Origin of the sequence: Streptomyces sp. SPB074, from assembly GCF_000154905.1 — a bacterium.
Lineage (GTDB): Bacteria > Actinomycetota > Actinomycetes > Streptomycetales > Streptomycetaceae > Streptomyces.
This window is the reverse complement of the sequence record NZ_GG770539.1, coordinates 1,293,239-1,308,703: the sequence shown is the minus strand read 5'-3', so window position 1 is coordinate 1,308,703 and position 15,465 is coordinate 1,293,239. Positions and strand designations below refer to the sequence as shown.

Sequence of the window (15,465 nt, the reverse complement as noted above, 5' to 3'; positions counted from 1 at the left end):
AGATGTGGGCGGTTTCTGGGGGATCGTCGCAACACGTGGTCGGTTGTGTTATTGATCCGAAACGGTTCGCGTTCTGCGTCGTTGGTGGGGTGTGAGCGATCTGGTGGGGGACGCGAGGCATCTGTCGCCGTCGGCGCAGGAGGCCCTGCGGCTGCGGGCGGTGGCAGGGCGGGACCGTGAAGACGTGGCGGCGATGTTGGGGGTGTCGCTGAGGGCGGTCGACAAGTGGTGGGCGAAGTGGCAGGCGGGCGGCCGGGAGGCGCTGGTGATGCGGCCACGGGGCAAGCCGGTGGGGATGCATCAGGCGCTTGGCGAGGCCGAGCAGGCCGCCGTGCGCCAGGCTGTCCTCGATCACCGGCCCTGCGACGTGGGCCTGAGTGGGCAGTTGTGGACGCGGCGGCTGATCGGTGACCTGATCGCGAAGCTGTACCGGGTGCGGCTGACCGAACCGGGAGTGGGCAAGTACCTGAAGCGGTGGGGGCTGTCCTTCCAGCGCCCGGACAAGCGGGCCGTCGAACAGAACCCGGAGGCCGTCCGGCGCTGGCATGAGGAGGTCTGGCCGGAGATCCGCGTGAAGGCGAAGGTCGACGGTGGCGAGATCCTCTTCGCCGACCAGGTCGGCATCCGCTCCGACCAGGTCACCGGCCGCACCTGGGGCGAGAAGGGGAAGACTCCTGTGGTGCGGCGGAGCGGGAACCGGTTCTCCGTGAACGCGATGTCCGCGATCAGCGCCAAGGGCCGGATGCACTTCATGGTCTTCACCGAGAGCTTCACCGCCGAGGTGATGTGCCGCTTCCTGGACCGGCTCGCCGGCCACTTCGACCACAAGGTCCATCTCGTGGTCGACGGGCACTCCGCCCACCGCTCCAGGAGGGTCCGCGACTGGCTCGCCACCCACCCCGACGCCGTCGAGCTGCACTTCCTGCCCCCGTACTCGCCCGAGCTGAACCCCGACGAGGTTCCGATGGATCGCTTTACCGTCGAAGTCCCGTGGGGGATTTCGCGAATTGAATCGTCTGGTTCCGGAGTGGATATTCCCGAGGTGGATCCGGTAGAAGCTCCAGTCGGAGCAAATGAGCAATGTGTCGTTATGTCTGTGATTCATGGCGATGTTGGATTGGTCGCCGTGGACGTCGAATTCGGTGTCGGGGATGACCGCGGTATTCTCGTCTATGAGGGAACCCTGCAAGTAGGGGACTCTGGTGTAGATATTGCCGATGTGGTCGGAGATGACTTTTGTCGAAAATATCCAATTGACGGTGGGTGATTGGGGTTAGGGTTTGTGTAGATGATCCAGAAGAAGCCCAGGAAGTTCAGGTGCGCTTCATTCGGTAAGGATTGCCCGGAATTAATACGCAGGTTTGATCTTGTTTCTGTTTAGGCCGAGGAATCTGGCGATGTTGGTCGATGTTCGGAAGTGAGCGGTAGAGGAAGGGGCGTGAAAGTCGTGGGCTTCCAAAAGCGAGCGGACGCCTTTCGCGGCGCGGCTGATGGTCATGACGGTGGTGTTGGAGAGCTGGCCCAGGCGGTCCATGGTCGCGAGTTTTCGCAGGTGGAGCATGGTGGCCGGGGCCCGATCGGCTGAGGTGAGCTTGGGGTCGGCTCAAGCGTCAGGGGCCTCCAGGCGTTCGTGGCCCCTGCGGGTTGGGAGCACTTGCTCGCGTTGACCCGCCATCGCTGGAGTCAGCATGTCGATGAGCTTGTTGAGCTGCCGACGGGTCATCCCGGTCAGTTCCGAGTCCTGTAGCGAACGCCGCGTGAGGCGGGCCGGTCCGTCCGCCGGGGCCTCGCCCGGTGTGCTGGTGGTGGTCGCCGTGTCCGCCGTGAGCTTCCCGCGATCGAGAGGAATACCTTCCGCCTTCTGTGGCCACGTGCGACACGTCACAGGCTCGGGACCGCCGTGCGGCGGGAATCTTTGACTCGTGGGCCGTGAAGGGGATCTGGGAGGGATCATTCGATGACAGGGGAGCGAAAGCTGGCCGACTTTCGGCGGTGGACTCTCGGTGTGTTGGGCCTGCTCAGCGCAGAACCCGATCGTCAAGCTGAGTATTCGCAGGCGTCGGGAGTGGGGGCAGATGAAATCCTGCTTCAGTTCGACGACGTGCTGCATGTGGCTCGCGCCAGGGTGGGTGATCGTTCGCTGAGTCATGAGGAATACATCCTGCTTCAGTCGATCAATGGGCACGCGGATGCCGTGAGTGCAGCGCCTGAGTCGATTTGGACCGTGGCTGCGCTTGAAGAAAGAGTCGAATGGCGAGAGCTTCGGGCTGCAGCGAGGGCAGTGAAGGCGAGTCTCGAGAGATATTGGAGCCAAGATTCCGATATGTTTTCGTGATATCTCGATGGGGGATGCGTCACGAAACTGCTTACTGAGCCTTTTCAACTTGACCCCACAATGGTGAGGGTCCGACTGTCGTTGACAGCCGATCAACCTGCGCGATCGCGCTCAGCGCAGCCCACCCTTCGCGTCGGCCCGTCACCCGTCCGGTGCCCACTCTGAAAAGGCTCACTGAGCCTCTATCGTTCTGTGCTGGCGGGTGAACGGGCTGGTCAGCGGGTGTGGTGACGAGGCAGGGCCTCTCGTCGTTGGTGAGGTTCCCCCGAGCCGCGGGGGAACCTCAATCTCCACGCCCGACCTGCCGAACCGAGGTACCAGTCACCCACCGGGCCGGTTCGAGGTCGGGGCTGGTGAACGTGCCCGTAGCGCCCGGTGTCGGCGACGGGCCCGGCTCAGCCGCGGGGAAAGGCCGCCCATGCGGCGACGGCGAATCCGTCGCCGTCCCGCCCCTCGGCGGCCCCGTGTCCGGGCCAGTGTCCCGGGATGACGAGTTCTCGCTGCTCGGCGGCGCGTGAGAGGAAGGACGCGCGCGTCGTGGCCGCGCGCCTCGGGTCGTCGCAGAAGCAGCTGTTCCACGCGGGATCGAGGACCTGAACGGGGCTGTGCAGCATGTCCCCGACGAGCACGGCGTGGTCGGTGCCGGAGCGCAGGGTGAGAACGGAGGAGCCGGGGGTGTGGCCCGGCGCCGCTTCCAGCAGCAGGTTGCCGTCGATGCTGTGGGAGTCCTCCCACAGCATCGCCTGTCCAGCCCGGTGGACGGGGGCGATGCTGTCGTTGAAGACGAGCCGGCTGCCTTTCCAGCTGACGAGCAGCGTGTTAAGGGTGTCCGACGAATCCACCCAGGTACCCCCGGGGGGGGTGCGGTTTGGATGTCGAAGTAGAGCTCGAACTCGTGGGGGAGCGTGCGGAGCTGGATCGGGGCGATTACGGCCGTGCGTTTGTAGTCGATCCAGGTCTCGATGAGGTTGGAGGTGAAGACGCCGTCGGCCTGGAGGTACTCGTTGCCCGCTTTGAGGGCGTCGAGAACGGCGGGGAGCGAGGTCGGGACCTGGGGGACGCTCGCGTGCTCCTCGGGGGCCAGCTCGTAGAGGTCCTTGTCGATCGGCTCGGCCGGCTCGATCTTGTTCTTGATGCCGTCGAGGCCCGCGAGGAGGAGCGCCGAGAAGGCGAGGTACGGGTTCGAGGACGGGGCCGGGGAGCCATGCCACGCCAGATTGTCCGTGCCGAACCGACGTACGGCCGTGACGCTCATTTGACGCTCGGGGCGCCCGCTGGCCCTCATGCGGGATCCGAAAGCCTATCTGACCTGCTACTTTAACGCTTGCGTCCAGGCCGACATCCTTCCGATGACGCAGCACTTCGAGTGCGTGGCGATCCTGGAGCCGGTGGGGAAGGGCGCCTGACCTGGGGTTCGCCCCCTGCGCCTTATGTGTGGTGTGGGCGTTACGGGCGATATTTTGACGCCGAAATGACGCCCGGGATGCTCATTTGACGCTCGATCTGATGGGGTGTCAGGCGCATGTCGGGTAGGTCAGGGGGCGTCAAGGCTGCGAGTGACGAGGCAACGCCGAGGGCTGATGACGCTCAAAGCGGAGTCGCCGGGTCCTACAGACCAGATGTCGCGGAAGAGACCAGCGAGTGCGTGCCAGTGCTCGGAGGGTGGCCCGCCGTCAACAGCCGTGCTTGAGCCAGGCGTCGGCCTCTTGCCGCGGCCTTCCCTGGCAGGCATGTACTTCCGGACAGGAAAAGGGTGACGAACGCGCCATGGCGATGCGCGCGCCGCGCGGCCGCCGGTCGGCGAGCGGCCGTCAGGGTGCTGGACGCGGACCGGTGCGCCCCACGAGCTTCATCTCGTACGCCGTGATGACCAGTTGGACCCGGTCACGGGCCCCGAGCTTGGTCAGCAGCCGGGACACATAGGTCTTCGCGGTGGCCGTACTGATGTGCATGTGGTGCGCGAGTTCCGTGTTGGACAGGCCCTGCCCCACCAGGACCAGTACTTCACGCTCCCTGTTGGTCAGGCCGGTGGGCACCGGGGTCGGCGGTTCGGCCTCGGCGCGATGTGCGAACTCGCTGATCAGTCGGCGGGTGACCGTCGGAGCAATGAGCGCGTCCCCTGCCGCAACGACGCGAACGGCATCCAGGATCGCGTCCAGTGCCATGTCCTTGACCAGAAAGCCGCATGCCCCGGCCCGGAGCGCACCGTACACGTGGTCGTCCTCGTCGAACGTGGTGAGGACCAGGACCTTCGGGCCGTCGCCGCGCTCGGTGATGCGACGGGTGGCCTCGATTCCGTCCATCCCCGGCATCCGGATATCCATCACCATCACATGCGGCCGGGTACCCGCGGCCAGTCGGATCGCTTCTTCGCCGTTCGCGGCGTGGCCGACCACCTCCAGGTCGTCGGTTCCGTCGATCACCATTTCCAGTGCGGTTCGGATGAGGGGCTGGTCGTCGACGAGTGCGACACGGATGGTCATCGGGCTCCTGTGGGGTCGGGCTGTGCACCGGACGGGGCCGGGACCGGCGGAATCGGGAGGCGAGCCGCGACACGGAAGCCGCCTTCGGGGCGCGGCACGGCGCTGAATTCGCCGTGCAGGAGGGCCACGCGCTCGCGCATCCCGGTGAGACCGAATCCGGTACTCGCCGTGGAACCTGCGCCCGGGCCCCGGTCGGTGACCGAGATGGCGAGGCTCTGTGCGAGGTAGGCGACGGTCACCTCGCAGGTGTCGGTGCCGGCATGGCGTACCACATTGGTGACCGACTCCTGGATGATGCGGAACGCCGAGAGGTCGATCTCAGGTGGCAGGGGGCGACGCTCGCCCTCCCACCGCACCTCCACTTTCACTCCGGCCGCCGTGGTCTCCGCCGCGAGCCGCTCCACGTCGGCCACTCCCACAGCGGGTGCCAAAGGAGCCCCCAGCGCGCCTTGCCCGTTCTGCTCCTGCTCGTCGCCTGATTCTCGCAGGGCGACGAGCATGCGCCGCAGCCCGGCCAAGGTTTCCCGGCTCGCGCTCTCCACAGCCAGCATCGCCTGGCGAGCGCTCTCCGGCTGTGTGCCGACCACTCGTGCGGCAGCACCGGCTTGCAGCGCGATGATTCCGATGGTGTGGGCCACCATGTCGTGCAACTCCCGTGCGATGCTGAGGCGCTCGGCAGCCACCGCCCGAGCCGCGATCTGCACGGCGAGCTGAGCGCGGAGCTGTTCGTCGTACGAACGCGACTGATGAACCGAGTAGCCGATGAGCCACGCCACGGCGACGGCCACCGCCACGTAGGGCTCCGAGGCAGTGCCGTGCTCCGCGCCAAGGGCGAGGCGGACCGTCAGGAACGCGGTCAGTGCGCCGAGGGTGGCGCCCGCGAACGGAACCGAGGCACGGGGGGCCGGGTGGCGGCGAGGTAACCGACGGCCACATCGACGGCGAGGAACTGCAGGGGGGAGAGCTCTTGCTGCCGCCAGGCCACGGCGAAGGAAGCCGTGGCGATGAGCAGTGCCGTCAACGCGGCCCACGGGCGGCGTGCGAGCAGGACGCAGGCGCTCAGGACGAGCAGAGCTGACAGCGAGAGGAACAGCCCACCCCACAGGTTGTCCAGGGCGTTGGGCGCGGGGCCTTCTCGCCCGGCGTCCGCGCTGGGGGGCCAGATGATCGGCTGGAGGGCGGCGATGCACCAGATGGCGCCTGTCCAGACGCCCGGCGGCACTCGCTTGTGGAAGAAGCGGCGAGGGATGACCATCGAACGATCGTAGCCACGCGGCCCCGATTCGGGATCGGACCGGCGTTGTACAACCAGGGGTGACAAGGGTGTTCAACCAGTGTCGACTGCGGACTGACGACATGCGGCGGGGGCGCTGGCCAAGATGAGCTGCATGATCGAAGTCAGGTAACTCACCAAACGATATGGCTCGAAAGCCGCCGTCAGCGACCTCAGCTTCACCGTGCGGCCAGGCCGCGTCACCGGATTCCTCGGACCCAATGGTGCGGGCAAGAGCACGACGCTGCGCATGATGCTGGGACTGCACCGGCCCACGAGCGGGAGCGTCACCATCGACGGCCACCGCTTCGCGGACCAGCCGCGGGGCATGCGCCACGTCGGGGCGCTCCTGGACGCACACCAAGTACACGGCGGCCGCACCGCCCGGGCCCACCTGACGGCACCGGCCGTCAGCAACCGCCTGCCGCGCCGCAGGGTCGGCGAGGTGCTGGAGGAGGTCGGCCTCGGCGACGTCGGCCACCGTCGGATCGGAGGCTACTCGCTGGGCATGAAGCAGCGCCTCGGCATCGCCACCGCCCTGATGGGGGACCCGCCGGTCCTGCTCTTCGACGAGCCGCTCAACGGCCTCGACCCCGAGGGCGTCAAGTGGGTGCGCGGGCTGTTCCGCCGCCTGGCCGCCGAGGGCCGCACCGTCTTCGTCTCCAGCCACCTCATGTCCGAGATGGAAAACACGGCAGAGCACCTCGTCGTCATCGGCAAGGGGCAGCTGATCGCCGCGGAGAGCCTCAAGGACTTCGCCGCGCGCGGCAGCCGCCAAGGCGTCACCATTCGCACCCCCGAGGTGGACACGCTGCGCACCGCGCTGAGCGGTGCGGGTGCCGTGGTGGAGCAGGACGGCCCTCACACGCTGCTGGTGACAGGTCTCAGCGCGACCCGAATCGGTGACCTCGCCTTCCAGAACATGGTCCCCGTGCACGAACTCACCGCACACAACGCCTTGTTGGAGGCCCCTTTCATGGAACTCACCGCCGACAGCGTCGAGTACGCCGCAGGAGACGCCCGATGACAACGACATCCACTCCCCCCACCGGTGTCGATGTGCCCTCCGCTGTCGAGCCTGCGCCCCGCGCCCGCTTCACGGACCTCGTCCATGCCGAGTGGATCAAACTGTGGTCGCTCCGTTCGACCGTGTGGACCATCGCGATCGGCACCGTGGCCATCGTCGGATTCAACGTCTTCACCGCATACGGCGACTACAGCAACTGGCCGACATGGGGCGCCGACCAAAAGGCCGACTTCATGCCCAACTGGGCGATGCTCGACGCCTTCACCGACGCGGCCCTCCTGTGCCTCATGCTGATCGCGAGCGCCATGGGCGCACTCACCGTGGTCGGGGAGTACACCACCGGACTGATCCGTACGACCTTCACGGTCGTACCCGCCCGCCGCTCCGTGATGGCCGCGAAAGTCCTCGTCATCATCGCCGTGACCACCGCACTCGGCCTCCTCACCGCCGGCGGGTCCTTCTGGGCGACCCAGGCGATCCTCTCCGGCCGTGACACCGGTCTTTCCCTCGGGGATCCGGGCGTCGTGCCCGCCCTGCTCGCCTCCGCTCTGGCCGCGCCCGTGGCCGCACTCGTCGGCATGGCCGTCGGCACACTGATCAGGGCCAGTGCCGCCACCATGGGCACCAGTTTCGCGCTCCTGCTGCTCGTTCCCATGGGCGTCAGCGACGACCACTACGGGACGGCCCTCATCGACCACGCCCTGCCGTACAGCGCCTGGGCGCGGCTGGTGCAAGTGGTGGAGAAGCCCGTCGACTTCCCCTGGTCCACGGCCGGAGCCTGGACCGTGTACGCGGTGTGGGGCGCGGTGGCCGCCGCCATCACCATCTTCGCGGTCCAGCGCCGCGACCAGTAGAAATCGAGAATTCCCCAGAAGCCGCTGCGGGGACCACGGCAGCGGCTTCTGCGTGCTCAAGCAGCCTTTCCGTGCCCGGTGTTGAACCAGGGCTTCGGCGAAGTCGCAGGACGTCCCTTTCGCGATCATGTGAGACCAAGTGTCAAGCCCCGGGTTTCGTGGAGAGTGAGTTAGCTGGTTTTCTGGAGTGACGCAGGGGGTTCGGCCGCGTAATAGGCGGCCTCGAACTCGGCCGGGGTGACGTGTCTGAGCTCGCCGTGCAGGCGTCGCTGGTTGAACCAGTCGACGTACTCGGCGACCGCGATCTCGACGTCGTTGATGGACGTCCAGGGGCCCTTGTTGCGGATCAGCTCGGCCTTGAACAGGCTGTTGAACGCCTCGGCGAGGGCGTTGTCATACGAGTCGCCCTTGGAGCCGACCGAGGCCACGGCCGCCTTGTCGGCGAGGCGTTCGGTGTAGCGAATGGCACGGTATTGAACTCCGCGGTCCGAGTGATGTGTGAGGCCGGCGAGGTCGGCACCGGTGTGCCGGCGGCGCCAAATCGCCATCTCCAGCGCGTCGGGCGCGAGGTCGGTGTAGAGGCTGGTGGCGACCTGCCAGCCGACGACCATGCGGGAGAACACGTCGATGACGAAGGCCGCGTAGACCCGGCCGGCGAAGGTCCTGATGCAGGTGATGTCGGCAACCCACAGCTGGTTGGGTGCAGTTGCGGTGAACTGCCGCTCGACCAGGTCGGCCGGGCGGTCGGTCTCCGGAGCGGGGCGGGTGGTGCGCGGGCTCCTGGTCCGGATCACCTCGCGAAGTCCTGCCTGCCGCATGAGGCGTTCGACCGTGCAGCGGGCCACCTCGACTCCTTCGCGGACCAGGGCGGCGTGGACCTTGCGAGCCCCGTAGACACCGTAGTTGTCGGCGTGGATCCGGCGTATGTCCTCGGTCAGTTCGCCATCGCGCGGGCTGCGGGCCGACGGCGGACGGTTGTGGGCGGCGTAGTAGGTGCTCGGCGCGATCGGCGCGTCCGTCTCGGCGAGGACGTCGCAGATCGGCTGGACGCCGAACGTCTCCTTGTACTGGTCGATGTAGGCGACCTTCATCGCGGTGGACGGTCCAGCTCCGCTGCGAAGAAAGCCGAGGCGGACTTCGATATCGCGTTCGCCCGCCGCGGTTCCTTCACCTCCCGCTCCAGCTCCGCGATCCGGGCGGCCTCCGCGCTGGTGGTGCCGGGCACGGTGCCCTCGTCGATCTCGGCCCGCTTGACCCAGCCCCGCAGAGCCTCAGGGTGCACATCCAGCTGGTCGGCGATCCGCTTGATCGCGCCGGCCCGGCCGACCGGGTCCTCGCGGGCCTCGACGGCCAGACGTGTCGCGCGTTCACGCAGTTCATCGGGGTACTTACGGGGAGCAGCCATGATCGGCATCCTTCCGGGTCTTGATGGTCTCCATCAAACCCGGGGCGGTTCAGTTCCCTTTTGCGTACTCCGATGCGTTCGGACAGTGCGCCCAGCCGGTGACCCTTCGTGGCGGGCACGACGTCACTGGCTTCGTTGGCCGTGAAGGGGGTTGAAGCGGCGGGGCGTGGGGGCATCCTCGCGTGGTTTTTTCCTCGCGGCAGTTGCTCGTGGCGGTTTCGCTGCCGCGGGGGCCGTGCGGGCATGTGCTCCGCTCGTGGCGTCGTTCTCGTTCAGCGCATCGCCACTGCCTCGATCTCGATCAGCATGTCTTCGTCGGACAGCGCGCTCACCTCTGCCAGCAGGCTGGCGGGTCGGCAGTCCACCGCCGCGAGTGCGTCCAGGAGGACGGCGTAGCGGGCCTTGCACGTGGCGAGGTCGGTCGTGGAGACGCGGATCTGCACCACGTCCGCCATCGTCATACCGCCCTCCGCCACGGTCTCGCCCAGCCGTCGCAGTGCCAGCTTCATCTGTCCGGCCATGTCGCCCCGGTGCGCGAGCCGCCGTCGTCGTCGCGCGCCTCGTGGCCCGAGACGAACAGCCAGTTACGCGGCTGGTCGACCCTGACGGCCCGGTTGTACATCAGCCGTTCCCCGGCCATGCGGGCGCCGATCTCGTTGGTCGTCATCAGGTTCCGTTCTCCGTTCTCCGCTCGGCCGGTCCACAGAGGACTCTCACCGATACCTGCCGCGCGACGCCGATCGCCACGCCGCTGTGGCCCGTACCCAGCGGCACCCTGCCCTCAGCGCCGTACCCCGTGACGCCGGCACCGACCGGCGGAGGCCCGTGCTCCTGCCCGCTCCCGTGGCAGGGCGAGGGACTGCGTCGCGTCCGTCCGCCCGGTGATGGCCGGTATCGGCACCGTACGGTTCGGCCCCGAACCAGCGGTCGTGGCAACAGGGGGAGCCTGGGCCTCGCAGACAGCGAGGACGGTTCTCAGGGCGCGGGTGCACCGCGCTCCGACGCGCCAGTTCGGGGCCACCGAGAGCGCCGCCACCGGGAACGCCCCACCGCCACGGCCGATCGACCGACCGGGTGGCACGACGCACGCCCTCACCACCCCCGTCCCCACTGCCCGCGACCGCTCCCGCGACACCGCGCGGCCCGCGACACCGCGAAGGCGCCCCCAGCCCCAGCCACAGCCGAGGCCGCAGGCGCCTTCGCGCCGCCCCCCGGTCCGGCCCATCGGGGCCGGACCGGCGGGGGAGTGGTTCAGCTCGTCCGCTCTGGCAGCGGCTTGGTCGTGAGGGCCACGTCGAAGAGGTGCATGACGCCCTTGTCGGTGGACTCGGGCAAGGTCACGGACCGTACCCGCTTCGCCGGGTTCAGGGCCTCGGGGGCCGTGCCGAAGACGACCGTGCGGGTCGTGTCCGCCGTGCCGTCCGCGCGGTTGCGTCCCGTCGTCTCCACGAGCGGCACGTTGCCGAAGCGGTAGTCGGTGCCGGGGGTCCAGTCGGTGAGGGCCACCGTCACGTCCTGCGTGGTGCCGTCCGTGTACCTGACGCGTGCCGTGCCCTGGGCCGGGCCGTTGGTGGCGAGGCCGAGGAAGGAGATCCCGGTCGCCGCCGTGCCCTCACGGCCGCCGAGCGCGAGGCGCTGGCCGTGCGGAATCCAGTTGTCCGGCTCGCCGGCGGCCGTGCGCGGCCACGTGAAGGCCACGCCCGTGTCGCCGAGCGGGAGCTTCGCGCCGGGAGCGGCACCCGCCGCCGAAAGGCGCTCGCGGGACAGGGAGTTGTCGCTCAGGTCGAGCGAACCGGCCGACTTCGCGCCGTCCGCCGTCGTCCCGACGTCGTTGCGCGCGTCGGAGCCCGCGTCGTACGACGGCGGTACGTCACCCGCCCGCGTGCCCCAGTCGCCCGGCTTCGCGGCCATCGTGAAGTCGAGCGTCCCGCCGCGCCGCGCGAAGTCCTCACCGACCCAGTTCGCGCCGCTCGTACGGCCGTTGACCTTGAGGGAGCGCACGTAGGGGCGGTCGCCCGTGGTGCCGCGCGCGGTGAGGCGCAGCGTGCGCGCGCTGTCCTGGCTGCGGATCGTGACCTTGTCGAAGAGCGGGGCGCTCAGGACCAGGTTCGCGGTGCCGTAAACGGTCGGGCTGAGGCCGAGGTTGGCCCACACGTACCAGGCGGAGAGCGCGCCGAGGTCGTCGTTGCCCGGCAGGCCGTCCGGGCCCGTGCCGTACAGCTCGCTCGTCGCGCGGCGCAGTGTCTCGCCCGTCTTCGCGGGCTGCCGCAGCCAGTTGTAGACGTACGGCGCCGAGAAGCTCGGCTGGTTGGAGAGGTAGGCGCCCTTCGTGCCGTACACGCCCGCGTCCAACTGGGTCAGGTGCGCGTCGAGTTCCGCGCTCACCTTCGCCTCGCCGCCGCGTGCGGCGATGAGGCCGCCGACGTTCTGCGGGACCATCCAGCCGTACTGGTAACCGGTCGCCTGGTCGAACTGGTTGCCCCGCTGGCCGAGGTCGAAGGAGCGGTCGAAGCCGTTGCGCGAGCGCGGCCGGATCTCCTGGGTGACCGGGTCGAAGACGTTGCGCCAGTTCTGGGCGCGCGCCATGAAGCGGCTCTCGGTGTCCTTCTCGCCTAGCCTGCCCGCCAGTTGGGCGATCGCGAAGTCGTCGATCGCGTACTCCAGCGTCTTCGACGTCGCCGAGTCGCCCTTCGCGTTCTCCACGAAGCCGGTCCCGAAGTACTGGAGAGCGGCCGTGCGCCGCGTGTTCGTGGCGGGGAGCGACTGCGTCCGAACCATCGAGCGCAGCGCGCCCGCGCGGTCGTAGTGCGTGCTGCCGAAGGCGTCGATCGCGGAGAGCACCGCCTGGAGCGAGTCGCCGGTCATCTTCTGCTGCGCCTGGTTCAGGTGCGGCCAGTTGGGCCAGGTGCCGGTCTGCTCGACCATGTCCACGAGCGACTGGTTGACGTCGTCGCCGACCTTCGGGAAGAGCAGCGCGAGCAACTGCGCCTGCCCCCGGTAGGTGTCCCAGCCGGAGTACGTCGTGTAGACGTGGTGGCCGCGCGCGACGGTGTGCGTCTTGCCGTCGTAGCCCGGGTAGCGGCCCGAGACGTCGTCGGTGATGTTGGGGTGCAACTGCGCGTGGTAGAGCGCCGTGTAGAACTTCGTCCGCTCCGCCGCCGTGCCGCCCTGGACCTGGACGGTCCCGAGGTTGCGTTCCCAGGCGCGGTGGGCCAGGGCGCGCACGGTGTCGAAGGAGCGGCCGGCGCTCTCGGCGCGTACGTTGCGCGCCGCGCCGTCCACGTCCACGTAGCTCAGCCCCGTGTGCGCCGTGACCTTCGCGCCGCGCGCGAAGCTCAGCCAGGCGCCCGCGCCGTGCTTGCGGTCCGTGCCGCTCGCGCTGTCCGCGCCGGGTGTGACGTCGTCGCCCTGCCAGGTCCCGTGGGCGGTGAAGGGCTTGTCGAAGGTCGAGGAGAAGTACGCGCGGTAGTGGCCGCCGCCCTCGCACACCGAGGCGGCCTCGACCCAGCCGCTCACCGTCCGCCCGGAGACGCTGACATGGCTGTCGTAGACCTTGTTGTTGGAGCCCGCCACGTCGAGCAGCAGCGTCGCGCTCTCGCCGTCGCGCGGGAAGGCGTAGCGGCTCACGGCCGAACGCGTCGTCGCCGTCAGCTCGGCTGTCACGCCGTTGCCGAGGCCCGCGCGGTAGTAGCCGGGGGCGGCGTCCTCGTCGGCGTGGTCGTGGTCGAGGTAGTACGAGGTGATGTCGGCGGCGGGACTGCGCGGCAGGCCGCCGTCCGGCAGGGCGCCCGTGTACGGCAGGACGGGGAAGTCGAAGGCACTGAACCGGCCTTCGCAGCCCGTGCCGGAGAGCCGCGTCATGCCGAAGCCGCGCAGCTTGTCGGCCGTGTACTCGTAGCCGCCCTTCTGGTCGCCGTCCGAGGTGCGGTACGTCGTCGGGCTCGACTGGACCATGCCGAAGGGAAGGGCGGCCCCCGGCCAGGTGTTGCCGTAGGCGCTGTTGCCCTTGTTCTGCGTCGTGTCGAGCTTCGTGCCGATGAAGGGATCGACGGAGTCGTAGGCGCTCGCCGCACGTCCCGGCACGGGACGGGCGTGGGCCTCGGCCGCCGGGACGCTCGCGGCGACCAGGCCGAGCGAGGTCAGGGCGGCGAGGAGGAGGCCCGCTCCCCGGCGCCGTGCGGGCGGCGCCGGTTCGCGGGCGGGTGTACGGGGGGTGCGCATGGCGCTTTCCCTTTCGGCGCGGTGCCCGGCGCGGGGGAGCGGACCGCTCCCCCGGGCGTCGGACAACGTTGTCAGGTCGAGACAGGGCGACCGTATCCCGCAGGCGGCCGGCGGGGGTAGGGGCCGGCGGGGGAATTCTTGGCGTCCGCTGTGGAAAGCCCGCACGAGCCCGGGCGGCGAAGACCAGCCGGTACGGGGCCAACTCGGCCCGGCACCCGCAATGTTGCGGCCTTGACAAGCCGCGCTGCGAGCCGTTCCCTGGCCCTGGCACGTATCGGTCACCGGCAGGAAAGGCGTGGCGAGGATGAGAAGGATCGCGGGCTCCGGGAGGGCCGCGCTGCTCGGCTGTCTGCTCGTCACCACCGCGCTGACGGTGCCCGCCACGGCGGCGCACGCGGCCGGGCAGGTGTGCGACAAGTTCTGCGACGCCCGCGACCCGGCCGCCGCCGGCGGGGAGCGCACCCCGGTCAAGGCCGCGCTCTACGGGAGGACGATCACCCTTCACCTGTCCGACAACGATGTCATGGGCTGGGGCTCGATCGAGAACGGCAGCCCCGGTGACCAGGTGTGGCTCGACCGCTCCTTCGACGGCGGGCGGAGCTGGTCCTCCGGCAGCAAGCTCGGCGCGACCGCCGTCCCGGACGGGCGCAAGAGCTGGCGCACCCTCATGTACAACGTGGACGAGTGGAACACCGGCGCGATCGGCGCCCTGCGCGCCTGCGGCAAGGCGGGCGACCGCACCGAGGTCGTCTGCACCGGCTGGGCGCGCACCGACTGGAACGCCTGGAGCCGCAGCACGGCGGCGGCGACCGCTCTCATGGCCACGTACGACAGGGGCAGCGGGAAGTTCGCCGGCTGGTGGACCTCCGCGACCGCCCTCACCTCCGTCGCCGACAACATCCGCGTCAGCGGGATGCCCAGCTACAAGTACGCCCTCTCCACCACCTGGGAAAAGCAACGCGGCGCCGAGGGCGGCGACTTCACCAACAGCTACCTGGACGACACCGGCTGGTGGGGCCTCGCCTGGGTCGCCGCGTACGACGTGACGCACGAGCAGCGCTACCTCGACACCGCCCGCAAGGACGCCGACCACATGGCCGCCTACTGGACGGGCACGTGCGGCGGCGGCGTCCAGTGGGCGACCGACAAGCCGTACAAGAACGCCATCACCAACGAGCTGTACCTCCAGCTCAACGCGGCCCTGCACAACCGGCTCGACAACGACACGACGTACCTCAAGCGGGCGCAGGACGAGTGGTCCTGGTTCAAGGGCAGCGGGCTCATCAACTCCGGCCACACCATCAACGACGGCCTCAAGGACTCCTGCGCCAACAACGGCGACACGACGTGGACGTACAACCAGGGCGTCGTCCTCGCCGGCCTCGCCGAACTCCACCGCGCGACGGGTGACGCGGGCCTGCTCGACAGCGCCCGCACCCTCGCCGACGCCTCCACCTCCTCGGGCTACCTCAACCCGGGCGGCACCCTCCACGAGCCCTACGAGCCGGACGGCACCGGCTGCACCTCCAACGGCGACTCCTTCAAGGGCGCCTACGCGCGCGGCCTCGGCATCCTCGACAAGGAGCTGCCCGACCACCCCTACCGCGCCTACCTCGACCGCCAGGCCGACACCGTCTACGCCAAGGACCGCGACAGCTTCGACCGGTACGGGCCGCACTGGGCGGGCCCGCTGACCGCCACGGGCAACGGCTGCCAGCACAGCGCGCTCGACCTGCTGAACGCGGCGGAGGACTGAGGCGGCCGACGGCTCGGTGAGGGACGGCGCGCGCCCCGAGTCTCGGCGAGCACCCCGGCCACGCCCCCGGGGAGGCCGTCCCAACCGCGCCCCCGCCCCCGTGTCCCCCGC

Annotated in this window: 8 protein-coding genes, 6 pseudogenes and 1 other annotated feature; of the genes and pseudogenes, 5 read left to right on the top strand and 9 right to left on the bottom strand. The window is 69.2% G+C overall.

Translation table 11 applies throughout. From position 1 onward, the window contains the following. Positions 1-91: 91 nt before the first annotated feature. Complete coding sequence (locus SSBG_RS30135) at positions 92-1,267, top strand: IS630 family transposase (RefSeq protein ID WP_234010377.1); 1,176 nt, start codon at positions 92-94, stop codon at positions 1,265-1,267. Positions 1,268-1,348: 81 nt separating this feature from the next. Here the strand turns inward: SSBG_RS30135 and SSBG_RS36035 are convergent. Continuing rightward, positions 1,349-1,819, bottom strand: a pseudogene (locus SSBG_RS36035) (ISAzo13 family transposase); the annotation flags it as partial. Positions 1,820-2,005: 186 nt separating this feature from the next. Between SSBG_RS36035 and SSBG_RS33080 the strand changes: the two are divergent. Next, entirely contained in the window at positions 2,006-2,335 is a 330-nt protein-coding gene (locus SSBG_RS33080) for a hypothetical protein (RefSeq protein WP_158677741.1), read from the top strand. A 395-nt stretch (positions 2,336-2,730) separates the two neighbouring features. On the opposite strand, the pseudogene SSBG_RS05240 reads toward SSBG_RS33080, so the two are convergent. The 5 genes and pseudogenes from SSBG_RS05240 to SSBG_RS34250 all read right to left on the bottom strand — a co-directional run. Next, positions 2,731-3,144 (bottom strand): annotated as a pseudogene (locus SSBG_RS05240) (MBL fold metallo-hydrolase); the annotation flags it as partial. Positions 3,145-3,206: 62 nt separating this feature from the next. After that, positions 3,207-3,536 (bottom strand): annotated as a pseudogene (locus SSBG_RS30695) (type I glutamate--ammonia ligase); the annotation flags it as partial. Positions 3,537-4,146: 610 nt separating this feature from the next. Next, a complete protein-coding gene (locus SSBG_RS05235; protein ID WP_008745170.1) occupies positions 4,147-4,818 on the bottom strand; it encodes a response regulator in 672 nt (223 codons plus the stop codon). Then, complete coding sequence (locus tag SSBG_RS34255) at positions 4,815-5,612, bottom strand: sensor histidine kinase (RefSeq protein WP_234010376.1); 798 nt, start codon at positions 5,610-5,612, stop codon at positions 4,815-4,817. The genes SSBG_RS05235 and SSBG_RS34255 overlap by 4 nt, the downstream gene beginning before the upstream one ends. A 62-nt stretch (positions 5,613-5,674) precedes the next feature. Further along, a complete protein-coding gene (locus SSBG_RS34250; RefSeq protein WP_234010374.1) occupies positions 5,675-6,073 on the bottom strand; it encodes a hypothetical protein in 399 nt (132 codons plus the stop codon). 133 nt (positions 6,074-6,206) lie between these two features. Between SSBG_RS34250 and SSBG_RS05225 the strand changes: the two are divergent. Both SSBG_RS05225 and SSBG_RS05220 read left to right on the top strand, forming a co-directional pair. Beyond that, a pseudogene (locus SSBG_RS05225) lies at positions 6,207-7,118 on the top strand (ABC transporter ATP-binding protein). Next, positions 7,115-7,972, top strand: coding sequence for an ABC transporter permease (locus SSBG_RS05220; RefSeq protein WP_008745167.1), 858 nt, complete (start codon positions 7,115-7,117; stop codon positions 7,970-7,972). Before SSBG_RS05225 ends, SSBG_RS05220 begins: the two are co-directional and overlap by 4 nt. Positions 7,973-8,142: 170 nt before the next feature. Here SSBG_RS05220 and SSBG_RS05215 read toward each other — a convergent pair. From SSBG_RS05215 to SSBG_RS05200, 3 genes and pseudogenes are all read right to left on the bottom strand, one after another. Then, positions 8,143-9,377, bottom strand: a pseudogene (locus SSBG_RS05215) (IS3 family transposase). Beyond that, positions 8,971-9,099 (bottom strand) — a sequence feature (AL1L pseudoknot). Its footprint overlaps the pseudogene before it by 129 nt. 272 nt (positions 9,378-9,649) lie before the next feature. Then, a pseudogene (locus SSBG_RS05205) lies at positions 9,650-10,044 on the bottom strand (Rid family hydrolase). 584 nt (positions 10,045-10,628) lie between these two features. Further along, positions 10,629-13,598, bottom strand: coding sequence for a GH92 family glycosyl hydrolase (locus SSBG_RS05200; protein ID WP_037868998.1), 2,970 nt, complete (start codon positions 13,596-13,598; stop codon positions 10,629-10,631). A 304-nt stretch (positions 13,599-13,902) separates the two neighbouring features. On the opposite strand from SSBG_RS05200, the gene SSBG_RS05195 reads away from it, so the two are divergent. Next, a complete protein-coding gene (locus SSBG_RS05195) occupies positions 13,903-15,354 on the top strand; it encodes a glycoside hydrolase family 76 protein (protein WP_037868997.1) in 1,452 nt (483 codons plus the stop codon). Positions 15,355-15,465: the final 111 nt, after the last annotated feature.